Origin of the sequence: Oligoflexus sp. (assembly GCF_035712445.1) — a bacterium.
GTDB lineage: Bacteria > Bdellovibrionota_B > Oligoflexia > Oligoflexales > Oligoflexaceae > Oligoflexus.
On sequence record NZ_DASTAT010000072.1, the window covers coordinates 30,929 to 45,483 of the forward strand.

Sequence of the window (14,555 nt, forward strand, 5' to 3'; positions counted from 1 at the left end):
CCTTATTGGAATTTCTTGGCTTTTTCGACAACTTCTTCAATCGTACCCACGTAGAGGAAAGCCTGCTCGGGGATATGATCGTACTGGCCATCACAGATGCCTTTGAAGCCCTTGATGGTGTCTTCCAGCTTCACATACTTACCAGGGTTACTGGTAAACTGCTCCGCAACGAAGAACGGCTGGCTCATGAAACGCTGCACTTTACGGGCGCGGGCCACGATCAGCTTATCTTCTTCCGACAGCTCGTCCATACCAAGGATGGCGATGATGTCGAGAAGTTCCTTGTAGCGCTGCAGAATCTGCTGAACGCGACGGGCTGTGTTGTAGTGCTCGTCACCGACGATTTGCGGGTCAAGCATACGCGAGTTCGATCCCAGTGGATCCACAGCAGGATAGATACCGAGCTCGGCGATGGGGCGGGACAATACTGTCGACGCATCCAAGTGAGCAAAGGTCGTGGCTGGAGCCGGGTCGGTATAGTCATCCGCAGGTACGTAAACGGCCTGCACCGATGTAATCGAACCGTTCTTGGTCGTGGTAATACGCTCCTGCAGCTCGCCCATTTCCGAGGCGAGTGTCGGCTGGTAACCCACAGCAGAAGGGATACGGCCGAGGAGAGCGGATACTTCCGAACCCGCCTGGGTAAAGCGGAAGATGTTGTCGACGAAGAGAAGTACGTCCTGATTTTCTTCGTCACGGAAATATTCAGCGAGGGAGAGTGCCGACAAAGCCACGCGTGCACGGGCTCCAGGCGGCTCATTCATCTGGCCGAATACCAGGGCTGTCTTGTCGATAACGCCCGCGTCTTTCATTTCATGGAACAAGTCGTTACCTTCACGGGTACGCTCGCCCACACCGGCAAACACCGAGAAACCACCGTGCTGGATAGCAACGTTGTTAATCAGCTCCTGGATCAAAACGGTCTTGCCTACGCCGGCGCCACCGAAAAGACCGATCTTACCGCCTTTGGCGTAAGGAGCGATCAAGTCCACAACCTTGATGCCTGTTTCCAGGATTTCGGCCTGCGTGGCGAGCTGGGTGAAGATGGGAGCGGCCCGATGAATGGGGTAACGCTTCTCAGTTTTCACAGGACCGGCTTCGTCAATGGGATCGCCGATCACGTTCAAAATACGGCCCAGAGCGCCGCGGCCGACAGGAACGGTGATCTGGTCACCGGTGTCTCTTACGGACAGACCGCGCGTCAGACCTTCGGTTGTATCCATAGCGATCGTCCGAACCACGCCCTGACCCAAGTGCTGCGCGACTTCCAGAACGAGGTTGTCGGCATCCTTGCTGATCAGTGGGTTCGACAATTTCAAAGCATTATAGATGGGAGGCAGTGAGCCGATAGGAAACTCGACGTCAACGACTGGTCCCATGACCTGTACGATAGTTCCCGCTTGCATTAAATATCTCCTTTAGATCCTGCTTACGTTTTAGTGAAGGGCTTCGGCGCCGCTGATAATTTCGATCAGCTCTTTGGTAATCGCCGCCTGACGCGCTCGGTTGTACTGCAAGGTCAACTTGCGAATCACTTCCTTGGCGTTGTTGGTGGCTGAATCCATCGCCGTCATACGAGCGCCGTGTTCGGACGCTGTTCCGCTCAAGAGTGCTGCGAGCAGGTAACTGACGATCTTGCGTTCGAGCAGTTTATCCAGCAGCTGATCCAGACCCGGTTCCACGATCGCATAGGTGCGAAGGTTGTCGCCTTCGGTTGCCCGCTTCATGCGCACAGGCAGAAGCTGATCGATGGTCGGAGCCTGATCGAGAGCCGATTTATAGAACGGATAAGCGATATAGATGCGATCATAGGCGCCGCTCGTGAAGAGCTTTTCCATTTCACGCACCAACCGACGGGCCACTTCAACATTCACTTTTTCCAGGACTTTTTCTTCCCGGCCGACAATCGTAAGATTGGTCTTTCTGGCGAATGAAATTGCGCGTCTGCCGCAGGCGTAGACGTCGACAGCGACGCCGGCCTGGGTTTTTTCTTTCAGGAAACCCGAGACAGCTTTGAAAAGGTTTGCGTTCAAACCCCCGCAAAGGCCGCGATCGGTTGCCAGAACCAGGACCAGAGAGCGCTTCTCCTCACCCTGCCGGAGCAAGGGCGAATTCAGATCGCTTTGGCCCATCAAAAGCTTTTCGACCATATGATCGAGGGCTTTTGCATAGGGTCTGGCAGCGTCAACCGCATGGCTGGCTCGCGCAAACTTTGCTGCAGAAACCAGTTTCATCGCGTTGGTGATCTTCTGCGTACTCTTCACGCTTCCGATCCGACGCTTGATATCCTTGAGGTTAGCCATGAGCCTGATATCCCTTGTCGTAGGAATTGATCGCCGCTTTCAGTTCTTCTTCCACTTCGCCGAGTTTCGCACGGTTCTCGATCTTGTCGATGAGACCCTTGTGGTTGGCGCGCAGGTGACTGACAAAGCCGGTTTCCCAGGCATTCAGCTGCTTCACTTCATACTTGTCAAGGAAACCCGAGGTACCCGCGTAGATCACAGCTACTTCCACACCGACTTCGTAAGGTGCGTACTGCTTCTGCTTCAGGAGTTCGGTCAAGCGTGCACCGCGAGCCAGAGTTCTCTGGGTCGAGGCATCAAGGTCGGAACCGAACTGCGCAAACGCAGCCAACTCACGGTATTGAGCGAGGTCAAGACGCAGCGAACCGGCAACCGATTTCATCGCAGGCACCTGGGCCGAACCACCGACGCGCGATACGGAGAGACCGGCGTTGATAGCAGGACGGATACCGCTGTGGAAAAGGTCGGCTTCAAGGAAGATCTGACCGTCGGTGATCGAAATCACGTTGGTCGGAATATAGGCCGAGATATCACCGGCCTGGGTCTCGATCACGGGGAATGCGGTGATGGATCCGGCACCCAACTGATCGTTCAATTTACAGGCGCGTTCCAGAAGACGGCTGTGGAGATAGAACACGTCGCCCGGATAAGCTTCGCGTCCTGGAGGACGGCGAAGAAGGAGCGAAAGTTCGCGGTAAGCAGCAGCCTGCTTGGAAAGGTCATCGTAGAAAATCACGACGTGCTTGCCCTTATCGCGGAAGTATTCCGCCATGCGGCAGCCCGAGTAAGGAGCGAGGAATTGCATAGGAGCCGGATCAAGGGCCGAAGCGGCCACGACGATGGTATATTCCATCGCGCCTTCACGCTTCAGACGGTCCACAACCTGCGCCACGGTCGAAGCTTTCTGACCGATTGCAACGTAAACGCAGATCACATCCTTGCCCTTTTGAGTCAGGATCGTGTCCACGCATACAGCAGTCTTACCAGTCTGACGGTCACCGATGATGAGCTCGCGCTGACCGCGGCCGATCGGAACCATGGCATCGATAGCTTTCAGACCAGTTTGCAGCGGCTCATGCACCGATTTACGGGCGATGATACCAGGGGCCTTGACTTCAACAACGCCCATTTCTTCAAACTTTACAGGACCTTGGCCGTCCAGGGGCTGACCCAGGGCGTCCACCACGCGACCGATCAGACCGGGTCCGACAGGAACCGAGTTGATCTCGCGGGTTCTTTTTACAGTCTCACCTTCCTGAATACCGTAAACGTTACCCAGAACGGCGACACCGACGTTATCTTCTTCAAGGTTCAGAACCACACCGCGGGTTCCGTTCTTGAACTGCACCAATTCACCGGCCATGACTTTGTCGAGACCGTAAACACGGGCAATGCCGTCACCAACGGAAAGGACGGTACCGGTTTCTTCGAGTTCGACCGCCTGGTCGAAGTTCTTGATACGATCGCTAATGATCTTGCTAACTTCATCTACGCGAATCTTTTCCATGGTCGCCCCATACTCCTTAGCTGACGGCAAATTTCGTCATATGTTCAAGTTTTGTTTTCAGGGTCATATCGAGGACGCTGTTTTCAATCCGAATCTCAAAGCCGCCCAGAATGGATTTGTCGACCTTCTGGAGCAGATTCACACGCTTTTTGAGCATGCTTTCGAGTTTGGTCCGGATCTCGCTCAACTCGCCGTCATTCAAAGGAACGGCTGCTGTAACCGTGGCGTCGACGATACCGCGGGATTTTTGGACCTGACGTTTGAAATCCTGCGCGAGTTCGGGCAGGAGTCCCGTCCTTTTGTTTTCGATCAAACTTCCCAGGAATCTCTTCAGGACATCGCTCGACTTCAACTGATCGGTCACGTTATTGAAAACGCTTTGCAGAAGCTCGGGATTGACGATGGGGCTGGCGATGATCTTACGAATGGCTTTGTCATCGTAAAGCTGCGCCATGGCCGCGAGGTCATCGATGATTTTGTCCTGAACAGCGGTTTGACCCTCGGTCAGGGTCATTAGGGCAGTCGAGTAACGATGCGCGATCTTTTCTGCGCTCACGAATTTACCTCCGCACGAACCGGGGTCTTGGGTGTCTGGGATTGAAGGGCGCTGGGATGAGGCAGTACGTCCGCGTCTGTGGAGTCAGAAGGAACGGCACGAACACCACCTAGGGTTTTCAGACTCTGCTGAACGACCTGATGCTGACGATTGTCATCCAGAGCGGCTTTCAGTTGTTCAACAGTCTGCAGTTTGACCTGCTCGATGATCTCGCGCTGCAGGTTTTCCTTGGCCGCGGCGATTTCAGCTTCCGCGATGCGGCGGGCTTCGCGCTTCAGATGCTCGGCCAGGGCTTCGGCATTGGCCACGACCTGACGGGCTTCCTGTTCGGCTTGAGCCTGAGCTTTGACGCGGATGTCATCGACTTCGCGATCCAGCTTCACAAGGCGCTCTTTCAGCTCCAGGTTCCGCTTCTCAGCTTCTTCCTTGGCGGCGCTGGCCTTTTTAACAAGTTCTTCGTACGCATTGCGTTTAGCAGACAAAGCGTTCCGAATGGGGCCCCGCAGCATCAAAGTGGCGAGCACAAGAAAGATCGCCAGGTTGATATAAGGAGCGATTACACCTGTAAAGATATCTACACCTTCCACGCATTACCTCTTTGAGTGGTCCGAGTCGTTCAATGGGGGATGAGACGATCAACGAATTGGCGAGACAGCTGCTGAACGATGGCTGGAACGGCTTGACGCTGTTCGGCCAATTCTTTCACCAGATTGCCGCGCATGGCGGTTACGACGTCCGAAGCTTCCTTGGACGCAGCGGCAAGCAATTCATCGCGTTTGTGCTTGGCGGTCGCCAGGCTCGAATCGCGGAAATTGCGGGCCTCAAGACTGGCCTGGGCAATACGATCGCGGATTTTTTCCGTGGCCCGGGTGTTTTCCACCTCCAGCTGCTCGGCTGCGGCCTGATTGCCAAAGGTGGCCTTGATGCGTTGGTCCCGGACTTTCAGATAGGGTTCAAGGAAGAGTTTTTTGACGACGATCAAGTTCGCAACAAAAATCCCTGCCGTGGCAGCCATAATAACCGGATTGGGGGACAGATTAAGAGAGGACATCCTTGGATTCACCTCGCTAAGTGCTGAGAGATAAAATTCCTTTGAAGCAAGGGAACCTCTAAGTAACTTATTATGGCCCGTTTCTCAAGAAAGGAATTGTAATTCACAGCTTTTTTTTGATGTTAATAAAACCCAGCCTGGACGCGGATTTGGAGGCGGCTAACAAAGCCGCCAAACGCTAAAACCCACCCCCGCCTATGAGCTGGAGGATACGTTCCAGTTCTGCCGGAGAAAAGTAAGATATCTCAATTCGACCGCGGCCGCCGGATCCGTAAAGTTTTACTTTTGTGCGCAGTTGGCTCCGAAGTGTGTCTGCAAGGTAGTCCAGATCAGCGTTTGCCTTATTACGATCGTTATCGGCGTCGTCGAGTGGTCCCTGCTTTTTCATCTTCTTGACGAGCTGCTCGGTCTGGCGAACGTTGAGTTTCTTACTCAGAACAATGTCGCGTGCTTTCAGGATCAAAAGGCGATCTTCGAGCGCCAGCAGCGCCCGGCCATGACCCATCGACAGTTTATCGTTCATGAGATCATCCTGGACTTCCTGAGGAAGCGCCAGAATGCGAAGCATGTTGGCGATCGTCGTTCTATCCTTGCCGACCTTCCGCGCGCAATCATCCTGCGTGAGCCCGTAATCCTTGATCAGCATGGCATAGGCTTCCGCTTCCTCGATCACGTTCAGATTCGCTCTTTGAACGTTTTCTATGATGGCGAGGCGCAGCATGTCTTCCGGGGTGACTTCCTTGACGATGACCGGAACTTTTTCAAAGCCGGCCAGCTGGGAAGCGCGCCAGCGGCGTTCGCCCGCAATCAGAATGTAATTCTCGCCTTCTTTCGATACGACGAGCGGCTGAATCACGCCGTCCTGTTTCAGACTCTGCGCCAGAGCGAGCAGGTCGCTGTCCTTGAAAATTTTGCGCGGCTGCCGGGGATTGGGTGTGATCCTGTTGATGGGCAGTTCCAGAATATTCTGAACGGCCGCGGTATCCGGGCTTGGCGTCGGAGTGGCAGCCGTCGCCGGTGCCTCGTCCTGATCGAGTCCCAGAAGTGAGCCAAGGCCTTTGCCAAGGGCTTCGCGTTTATGGGGTCCTTTGAGTGGTTGTTTGCTGTTATCCATGGTCTGTCCTCTTCCCATCAGTGGGCGCTATCAGCAGCGGCTTCGGATTTGCGTCGCGAGCGGCCGGTTTTGGGTTTTTCCGTAACGGTCGGCTTGAAATATTTGGCCAGGAGTTCCTGGGAGAATTCCCAGTAGGCCTGCGAGCCCGCGGAGCTGCGATCGTATATCAAAGCCGGTTTGCCATGAGAAGGGGCTTCCGAGAGTCGAACGTTTCGGGGAATGACCGAGGTAAAGACTTCGCCTTGAAAGTGGGAGCGTATCTCCTGCTCCACCTGCGAGCTTAAATTATTTCGACGATCGAACATAGTCAGCAGGATGCCCTCGCGCTCAAGGGCGGGATTCAGACGCTTTTTGATGAGCGTCGTGGTCTTGACCAGCTGCGAGAGACCTTCCATCGCATAGTACTCGGACTGCAGCGGAATGAGTACCGAGTCGGCGGCGGTCAGGGCGTTCACCGTCACAAGGCCCAGGGTGGGTGGCGTGTCGATGATAATGAAGTCGTAGAGCGGTCGCACAGGTTCAAGGGCCTCTTTGAGCCTTGTCTCCCGTCCGAAGGCCGACACCAGTTCCAGCTCCGCCCCGGCCAGGTCCTGCTTCGCTGGCGCGAAATGAAGAAGGGGAATCTGGGATTCCAGGATGATGTCCCGCATCGGTTTTTCTTCGACCAGGACCTGGTAGATGCTGTCCTGGAAATTTTGCGGGTAGATGCCAAGTCCGCTCCCCGCGTTAGCCTGCGGATCCATGTCGATCAGCAGAACCTTTTTCTGACTCTGGGCGAGACAACAGGCCAAATTAACGGCTGTTGTTGTCTTCCCCACCCCACCCTTCTGATTGGAAATTGCAATCACCCGTGCCACAATGGTCATCTCCCACACAACGCAGATCCCGAAAAATATGAGCTCATTTATCTAACATGAAGCCGAGTTTGCTTTCACTGAAAACACGTTTCACGTGGAACATTTTCGGATATATCTCATCTTTTTGGCATAGAGATCATGCCAAGTGGAGGGGGATATTGTGTGTAGTGTTTCACGTGGAACACTGTGGAGGGCTTAGGCGCTGCTGATTGTTTCACGTGGAACACTGTCGAGAGCCTAGGTGCTGTTGAGTGTTTCACGTGGAACAATCGAGCACCATTTCTGGATCACTTTATGTTTCACGTGGAACACTGCCCCCGCCCCCCCGCCATCGAATGTTTCACGTGGAACAATTGGACCGGAGTTTCGGGGGCTCTTTTTGTTTCACGTGGAACACTCTCATGGTGATGATGATGTTTCACGTAGAACAGTAGTTAACCATTTCTGGGCCACTTTGTGTTTCACGTGGAACACTGCCCTGCGCACTCAGCACCGGATGTTTCACGTGGAACAGTCGAACACCATTTCTGGGCCGCTTTATGTTTCACGTGGAACACTGCCCCTGCCCCCGGCATCAAATGTTTCACGTGGAACAATTGGACCGGAATTTCGGGGGCTCTTTTTGTTTCACGTGGAACATTAGCTAAGTAACCACCGCTGAATGTTTCACGTGGAACACTACAACTTAGATTTTAGCCCTACTATTCAGCTTCGAACTCAATCCGAGGACTCCCTGCTCATGGATGTTTCACCTTGAACTCGGCGAGGACAGATCGGCTCGTCAATGTTTCACGTGAAACACTCCACCGTAGACTTGCGTCTCAGTATCCAACTTCGAACCTGTGATTAAGGACTCCCTGCAGATAGATGTTTCATGCGGATCACTACCCCACCATTCAGGGGTATTCCCTGTATCATGTGGAGCACCACCCTGTAAAAAACGGCCATCGTGTACCGCAGACGACCAGCACTTAAATGCTGCGAGTGGAATATTGAATCACTGCTCCTGCTCTCAGTCTCTCCTTCGCTCGGAATACCCAGAACCAGAATCCGACGCGCCCAAGATGTTTCAGAGAAATACTTTAGATTTGAAGCTTTTCTAATGACGAGATGAAGGACTGCCCAAGTCAAAGCTCAGATTCCCCAAAAATCCATCATAGGAGTAAAATCCGACACTAAACCTGGAAGATCTGGATCTGCAAAAATTACAGCAGGTAGGAGCAAAAATTCTTCGCCATAAACTGAAACAGTGAGATAGGACTGAATATCTCAAACTCTGAACCCGTAATCTCACGTCATGGGGCAATCTTCTTCAGATGAATGCTGGATGAACATTCTCCGAGTTTTGCCTGCACCCGAAAACGAAGAATCCGGCAAAAGCGCAATAGAATACCGTTCCATCCACACGCCCATCCAAAATCATCAAAGAAAATCCCAGAAAGCCCATTTTAGACTTCCTCGATAGCAAATTCGTACCCATCTAGATCCATGCAAACTAAACACAGCTAGATAGATGTAAAATCGAAGATTTAAACCCGGAATTCGATCACATAAGAGCCGAATCAGGACGATTCAAGGCAAGAAACAAGCACTTTACAAGATAGATCCGTATCAATAGGAACAAATAATCCAAAAAAAAGACCCTAACAAGCAAACTGAAAACCGATAACCCTATCATAAATTCATTCTAGAACATCATATCGTCTAGACAGTCCCTCCCTCTTACCATTCAAGAAAACACCCCAACATAAACCAAGATACAAGGACTTCGAACAAGCTCCTCCAGGAATCAGGAATCGACTTTCGTCCAGAATGCCCACTACTCACACCCCAACTCCACGCAAGACGTCACCCAAGCCCCCTCACAGGCCTCCAACAACAACACCTCAACTAACAATCATCCAAGAGAATTAAACACCGGGCAGGAAACCCAAAAGGCAGGCCGTAAGGCGGGAAAATCACAAAAAAAGAAGGGAGTGTTCCACGTGAAACACTCCCAACCAAAATAAGCCAATTAGACTTACTTGTTGTACCAGAGGAATGCGATGATGAAGCCCATGATGGCCTGGAATTCGATCAGAGCGAGGGCGATGATCATAGGTGTGAACACCTTGTCAGCAGCCGTTGGGTTGCGAGCGATACCCGAGAGAGCAGCATCAGCAGCGCGACCTTGACCCAAGGTACCGCCGAGAGCGGCGAGGCCGATGGCCAGTGCCGAACCAACAGCCACGAGGCCAGGGTTGGTGGAAACAACAGTGGTTGCGTCCTGACCGAAAGCAGCCGACGAAGCGGCGAGAGTGCTGAGAACTGCGAACGATTTGAATTTCATAAAATCCTCAAAAAAAACCAGGGTTAACGACACCTTCCGAAAAACCGCCCCTTCCCTTCTCTTGGTCTCGATCGGATGCTGCAGGTGCTCTATGGCGGGAGCAGGCACATCATCCGATCCGGCAAAGGGCGGATCCCGAAGGCATCAGTGATCGTGCGAAGTCGCGAGCGAGATATAAATGCTGCTGAGCAGCGTAAACACGAAGCTCTGGAGGCAGGCCACCAGAAGTCCGAAAAAGAGCAGGAACGATGGGAAAACAAGCTTGGTCAAGCCGGTAAACACGGACAAAACCAAATGGTCACCAAAGATGTTCCCGTAAAGACGAAGACTGAGGGACAATGGACGCGCCATCATACCGATGATTTCAATCGCGAAAAGGAAAGGCATCATCCAGATCACAGGACCGGCATAGGTTCTGAGGTAACCGAAGAAACCATGCTCCCTGACACCCGCGTAGTTAAACACGAGGAAAATGAAAAGACCCAGCACAAGGTTGGTATTGATACTCTCAGTCGCTGGAGTGAAGCCGGGAACGAGGCCCGTAAGGTTACTGATCAGAATAAAAAAGAACACACCGAAGAGAACGGGCAGGAAGGGACGCGCTTTCTCGGGCCCGATGGAATTGGCCGCCAGGTCGTGAACGAATTCCGCGATCATTTCCACGATGCTTCTCAGGTTGAATTTACCCGATGGCGTCTGATCCTGAGTGGCGCTCACGCGGCTTTTATAGATAAGGCCTATCACCAGAGTGATAAGGAAGGTGACAGCCGCACCGACCAAAGGCTTCAGGTCTTCCATCAGATGATGGTCATGAACGCCCAACGCATGCAAAAGCATTCCGTAATAGCTGATAAAAGTCACCCCGCCCCCGCCTGCTGCGAAAGCTTGGGAAGCCGAGGATCCAACCGCTAAAGCCGCCAGAAAATGCTGCGTCTTTTTTCCCATTGTGGCGTTACCCTTTATGTCCAGACTGATCAAAGATTCTTAAAATGGATGTCCTTACTAACTGATTTTAGCCTTCGTGAACAGCACAAAACGAGTCTCAGGACTTCGGAGGAGCTGTGGTTCCGGCTGCCAGGCTTCGCAGATAGGTTACGACCTGAATCCCCGTCAAGACGATCAGGGAAAGCAAAGAGCCCAAAGCCACGTAAAAGCCCGATAATTCCAGCACCACAAGCAGAACGAAGAGCGCTCCAATCAGGCCCAGAAACTTCGCCATCGAGCCGAGCGTCAACCAGAGTTTGGCCCGCGCTGAGCTATGTCCGTGCGCAGCCACATCCACGAGCGTGCGGCTGATGCTTTTCAGGGCCAAAAAATTCAAGGCGAAGAGCACATAGCCCGCCGCCAAAGATTTCACAGCATGCGAATCGGTCGTAAGGCTGGCCACACCAACGGCGGCCAGCAGTCCAACGATCAAGCCAATGACACTGTTACGATCAAAGGTTTTTTTCATCCAAGGACTCTTTCTTCGGTGTTTCGCCATCTTTTTGGGACTTCATGAGCGAGCGGAATAGGACATACCAGGAACGAATAATCAGAAGCAAGCCCAAAGGGTAGGTCACATTCGCCCAACTCCAGCTCTTCGGATAGTGTTCATTCAGATAGCCTGTCGCCCAAAATGCCATGCCTATGTAAACGAGAGTTTCAAAATTGGCCGCGAGCAGGTGTCCCATTTGGTGAATCGGTTTCATGAAATTCAAAATCCCCTATGAGGAAAAATCAAACTATTAAGACGCAGCAGGCGGAGCGTGAGCGATCATTCTTCGTGCTCTACGACTGTTTATCCACAGCCTCGTACGATCGTTAACTTCCTAATTTTACTTAAATATCTTTGACACCCTTTGGCCTTGATAAGGCCTCCCCCCCTGTGATACTTTTTTCCATTCTCGTCAGCTACGACTTCCCTCGGAGCCTATACTCCGACGCAACCGAACGCCAGGACTCTTACCTCATGCAAACTCTCTTTCCATCTCATGGTCATGACGCGAAGAAACCTTCACCAGGTTTTGACGGCGAGAGCAGCGACAACTGGCAACGTATCAAAGAGGCGCTCAGGCAGATGCTGCCCGAGGCGGATTTTCAGCAATCCATTGAGCCGCTGAAATCACGCGTCGTCTCTGACTCCGAGATAGTCCTGACATTTCCGGATATGAGTTCCTATCAAAAGGTTCTCAATTCCTATATGGATCAGCTCGACTACTGCAAAGCCACTCTGGGCCTGCCTGTCCTGCTTCGATTTGAGATCGAAGGTGCGGGCAGCACCGAAGTCGATGCGGATCCTTTGGACCTGGATTTCACTGCGCTTAACGAAACACCTCAGGCCCCTGCGGGTTATCCCGAGCCGGATGGAGCATTCCCGAGCGATCAGCGTGAAGCCTCGAACATAGTTGCAAGGGCTTTGACTCTGCAGTCCCAGCTGAACGCGGAATATACTTTCCAAACCTTTGTCAACGGCCCCAGTAACCAGTTTGCCCATGCATCCTGCCTGGCTGTGGCGGATGCACCAGGACAAACCTATAACCCGCTCTTTCTTTACGGCGGAACCGGCCTCGGCAAGACGCATCTTCTGCATGCCGTGGGCAACAAGGTTTTGAAGACGAAAAGCAACGCTGTGATCACCTATATCACCAGCGAAAGGTTCATGAATGAACTGATCTACTGCCTGCGCTTCAATAAAATGTGGGATTTCCGCCGGAAATATCGCAACTGCGATGTGCTTCTGGTCGACGATATCCAATTCATTTCGGGAAAAGAGCGGACCCAGGAGGAATTTTTCCACACCTTCAACGCTCTTTATGAAGCGAAAAAGCAGATCGTGGTGACCTCCGATATCTTTCCCCAGGATATCCCGGATATCGAGGACCGCCTGAGGAACCGCTTTCAATGGGGTCTGATCGCGGATATCCAGCCGCCTGATATCGAGCATCGCGTGGCGATCCTTATGAACAAGGCGGAGAAGCAGGGCATGATCCTGCAGTCGGCCGTGGCGGAATATATCGCCACCCATGCCAAGGGCAATATCCGCGTTCTGGAAGGCGCCTTACGCCGCGTGATCGCCTTTGCCGCTCTTCAGGGGCGGCCCATCAACGTGCAGCTGGCCTCGGAAATCCTCCAGGACGTGCTGGTTGATAAAAATAGCGACAGCAACATCTCGATTGAAGCGATTCAAAAGATCGTGGCGGAGCATTTCAAGATCAAGGTGTCCGATCTGAAGTCCAAAAAGCGCCAGCGCGCCCTGTCCTTTCCCAGGCAAATCGCGATGTTTCTGGCACGTGTTCGCACCCAGTCCTCGTTTCCGGAGATTGGAACCTTTTTTGGCGGCAAGGACCACACAACCGTGATGCACGCCGTCAAGAAAATCGAGAAGGACCGCAAAAAGGACTTGGAACTCAAGGCTCAGCTCGAGGCGATTGAACGCAAATTGGACGTTATTTCCTGAGCCAGAGTCATTATGCGCCTGTGGACAAGCTGTGGATAACCATGGGGATAAGCTGGGGATAAAATGTGGATAACTTCGAACCAAAACTTATCCACATTTTAATCCACAAGTTTTCCACAGGGTTGTCCACAAGACAAAGCGGTTCTTAAGTTAATAAAAACAGTAGGATGGCGAGTTTTCCACAGATAAGCCCCTTCACCTACTACTACTATTACTAGAGAAATTAAAAATAATTTTAAAAACAGAAGAAGGCAGCCGGAGGAAAAAAGACAATGCGGGTGAAGATCGAAAAGGGACAACTCAGCACAGCGACATCAAGGTCGCAAGGAGCGGTATCCGAAAGGAACCTCGCTCAACTGGGCTTTCTTGCTCGGGAGGGTCAGCTCCACATTGCAGCCGCAGATCGCGTGATTGCCATCTACAATCGCCTCGACTGCGAAGTTCTTCAGGAGGGCTCGGTCTTTGTCCCTGCGAAGCTCTTCTCGGACGTTGTGAGGGAATTGCCCGATGGAATGGTCGAGATCATTTCCGAGGACAACCAGGTCATCGTGATCGCAGGTGAGAAGAAGGAATTCACGATGAAGCTGCCGCGGGTGGAAGATCGCGCCTGGCAGGAGCCTCCCGTTCTTGAGGCCTCCAGCGAAGCTCTCCTTCCTACGGAAAAACTGGCTTACATTATCGACCAGGTTCAGTTCTGCGTCGTCCCGGATTCCCCACGGAACTATGGCTCTGTTGGATATCTGCACAGACCCAAGGATAACAGCCTGCGCCTCGTCGGAACCGATGGCTATCGCTTGTCCTATGCCGAAGTGGAACTCGAACTGCCCGAGCACTTCCTGAAAAATGGCGTTTGTCTTTCCAAGCGCGCATTGCAGGAGCTGCATCGCATGTGCTCCGAGGGTTTCACGGAGATTGCCCTTGCTGTTTCGCAGGATCAGACCACCATGGAAGCCCGCGTGCCCGGCTATCAGCTGTTCGTTCGACTGTCTGCAGTGCGTTATCCCAACTATTACGGGGTCCTGCCGCGCAACAGTCTGAGCCATGTGAAAGTACAGCGCCCGTACCTGCAAAACGTTGCCAAACGCGTACTGCTGGCTTCGGACAAGACCCGAGCTTTGCAGTTGTGCTTTTCAGATTACTCGCTTACCCTAAGATCGAGGACGCTGGGAAGCTCAGAAGGACAGGAAAGTATCGCATTGGCGGATTACTCTGACGGTGAGCGCGAGCTGGCTATCAACGGCAAGTTCTTAACAGATGTTTTCTCGACTATGTCGAGTGACGAGGTGACGATTAATTTCGGCTCGGATGAAGATCCCATAGTCCTGGTACCCTTTTCCGAACCCACCAGTTGCCATTCGATGCACGTCTTGGTTCCCATAAAAGAAAGCTAAAGGATGCG

The 14,555-nt window shown here is 52.6% G+C and carries 14 protein-coding genes; 2 read left to right on the forward strand and 12 right to left on the reverse strand.

The genetic code is table 11. The features are described from left to right. Positions 1 to 2 precede the first annotated feature (2 nt). From atpD to VFO10_RS16625, 12 genes are all read right to left on the reverse strand, one after another. Positions 3 to 1,406 (reverse strand): F0F1 ATP synthase subunit beta, encoded by a 1,404-nt coding sequence (gene atpD / locus VFO10_RS16570; RefSeq protein ID WP_325142131.1) that lies wholly within the window; start codon positions 1,404 to 1,406, stop codon positions 3 to 5. A 30-nt stretch (positions 1,407 to 1,436) separates the two neighbouring features. Next, positions 1,437 to 2,303 (reverse strand): ATP synthase F1 subunit gamma, encoded by an 867-nt coding sequence (atpG, locus tag VFO10_RS16575; protein WP_325142133.1) that lies wholly within the window; start codon positions 2,301 to 2,303, stop codon positions 1,437 to 1,439. Then, positions 2,296 to 3,810, reverse strand: coding sequence for a F0F1 ATP synthase subunit alpha (gene atpA, locus VFO10_RS16580; protein WP_325142136.1), 1,515 nt, complete (start codon positions 3,808 to 3,810; stop codon positions 2,296 to 2,298). Before atpA ends, atpG begins: the two co-directional genes overlap by 8 nt. 16 nt (positions 3,811 to 3,826) lie before the next feature. Beyond that, entirely contained in the window at positions 3,827 to 4,366 is a 540-nt protein-coding gene (gene atpH, locus VFO10_RS16585; protein ID WP_325142138.1) for an ATP synthase F1 subunit delta, read from the reverse strand. Continuing rightward, positions 4,363 to 4,953 (reverse strand): ATP synthase F0 subunit B, encoded by a 591-nt coding sequence (locus VFO10_RS16590; protein WP_325142140.1) that lies wholly within the window; start codon positions 4,951 to 4,953, stop codon positions 4,363 to 4,365. The genes atpH and VFO10_RS16590 overlap by 4 nt, the downstream gene beginning before the upstream one ends. 29 nt (positions 4,954 to 4,982) lie before the next feature. Further along, positions 4,983 to 5,417 (reverse strand): hypothetical protein, encoded by a 435-nt coding sequence (locus VFO10_RS16595; protein ID WP_325142142.1) that lies wholly within the window; start codon positions 5,415 to 5,417, stop codon positions 4,983 to 4,985. A 178-nt stretch (positions 5,418 to 5,595) separates the two neighbouring features. After that, positions 5,596 to 6,531, reverse strand: coding sequence for a ParB/RepB/Spo0J family partition protein (locus tag VFO10_RS16600; RefSeq protein WP_325142144.1), 936 nt, complete (start codon positions 6,529 to 6,531; stop codon positions 5,596 to 5,598). Between the two features lie 17 nt (positions 6,532 to 6,548). Then, positions 6,549 to 7,388, reverse strand: coding sequence for an AAA family ATPase (locus VFO10_RS16605; protein ID WP_325142146.1), 840 nt, complete (start codon positions 7,386 to 7,388; stop codon positions 6,549 to 6,551). Between the two features lie 2,020 nt (positions 7,389 to 9,408). Beyond that, positions 9,409 to 9,717 (reverse strand): ATP synthase F0 subunit C, encoded by a 309-nt coding sequence (locus VFO10_RS16610; RefSeq protein WP_325142148.1) that lies wholly within the window; start codon positions 9,715 to 9,717, stop codon positions 9,409 to 9,411. 144 nt (positions 9,718 to 9,861) lie between these two features. After that, complete coding sequence (gene atpB / locus VFO10_RS16615; protein ID WP_325142150.1) at positions 9,862 to 10,662, reverse strand: F0F1 ATP synthase subunit A; 801 nt, start codon at positions 10,660 to 10,662, stop codon at positions 9,862 to 9,864. A 97-nt stretch (positions 10,663 to 10,759) separates the two neighbouring features. Beyond that, a complete protein-coding gene (locus VFO10_RS16620; protein ID WP_325142153.1) occupies positions 10,760 to 11,170 on the reverse strand; it encodes a hypothetical protein in 411 nt (136 codons plus the stop codon). After that, on the reverse strand, positions 11,154 to 11,408 hold the full coding sequence (locus tag VFO10_RS16625; RefSeq protein WP_325142154.1) for a hypothetical protein: 255 nt from the start codon (positions 11,406 to 11,408) through the stop codon (positions 11,154 to 11,156). Before VFO10_RS16625 ends, VFO10_RS16620 begins: the two co-directional genes overlap by 17 nt. A 260-nt stretch (positions 11,409 to 11,668) precedes the next feature. Between VFO10_RS16625 and dnaA the strand changes: the two genes are divergently transcribed. Together dnaA and dnaN are read left to right on the forward strand one after the other, a co-directional pair. Continuing rightward, a complete protein-coding gene (gene dnaA / locus VFO10_RS16630; protein ID WP_325142156.1) occupies positions 11,669 to 13,156 on the forward strand; it encodes a chromosomal replication initiator protein DnaA in 1,488 nt (495 codons plus the stop codon). A gap of 272 nt (positions 13,157 to 13,428) precedes the next feature. Beyond that, positions 13,429 to 14,547 carry a DNA polymerase III subunit beta gene (gene dnaN / locus VFO10_RS16635; RefSeq protein ID WP_325142158.1) on the forward strand — a complete coding sequence of 373 codons (1,119 nt, stop codon included), beginning with the start codon at positions 13,429 to 13,431 and terminating at the stop codon, positions 14,545 to 14,547. Positions 14,548 to 14,555: the final 8 nt, after the last annotated feature.

What these genes read in the sequence shown, in the direction of transcription:
- VFO10_RS16625 (WP_325142154.1), bottom strand. Translation starts at nt 11,408, where the DNA reads ATGAAACCGATTCACCAAATGGGACACCTGCTCGCGGCCAATTTTGAA.
- dnaA (WP_325142156.1), top strand. Translation starts at nt 11,669, where the DNA reads ATGCAAACTCTCTTTCCATCTCATGGTCATGACGCGAAGAAACCTTCA.
- dnaN (WP_325142158.1), top strand. Translation starts at nt 13,429, where the DNA reads ATGCGGGTGAAGATCGAAAAGGGACAACTCAGCACAGCGACATCAAGG.
- atpB (WP_325142150.1), bottom strand. Translation starts at nt 10,662, where the DNA reads ATGGGAAAAAAGACGCAGCATTTTCTGGCGGCTTTAGCGGTTGGATCC.
- VFO10_RS16600 (WP_325142144.1), bottom strand. Translation starts at nt 6,531, where the DNA reads ATGGATAACAGCAAACAACCACTCAAAGGACCCCATAAACGCGAAGCC.
- atpA (WP_325142136.1), bottom strand. Translation starts at nt 3,810, where the DNA reads ATGGAAAAGATTCGCGTAGATGAAGTTAGCAAGATCATTAGCGATCGT.
- atpG (WP_325142133.1), bottom strand. Translation starts at nt 2,303, where the DNA reads ATGGCTAACCTCAAGGATATCAAGCGTCGGATCGGAAGCGTGAAGAGT.
- atpD (WP_325142131.1), bottom strand. Translation starts at nt 1,406, where the DNA reads ATGCAAGCGGGAACTATCGTACAGGTCATGGGACCAGTCGTTGACGTC.
- VFO10_RS16610 (WP_325142148.1), bottom strand. Translation starts at nt 9,717, where the DNA reads ATGAAATTCAAATCGTTCGCAGTTCTCAGCACTCTCGCCGCTTCGTCG.
- VFO10_RS16595 (WP_325142142.1), bottom strand. Translation starts at nt 5,417, where the DNA reads ATGTCCTCTCTTAATCTGTCCCCCAATCCGGTTATTATGGCTGCCACG.
- VFO10_RS16620 (WP_325142153.1), bottom strand. Translation starts at nt 11,170, where the DNA reads ATGAAAAAAACCTTTGATCGTAACAGTGTCATTGGCTTGATCGTTGGA.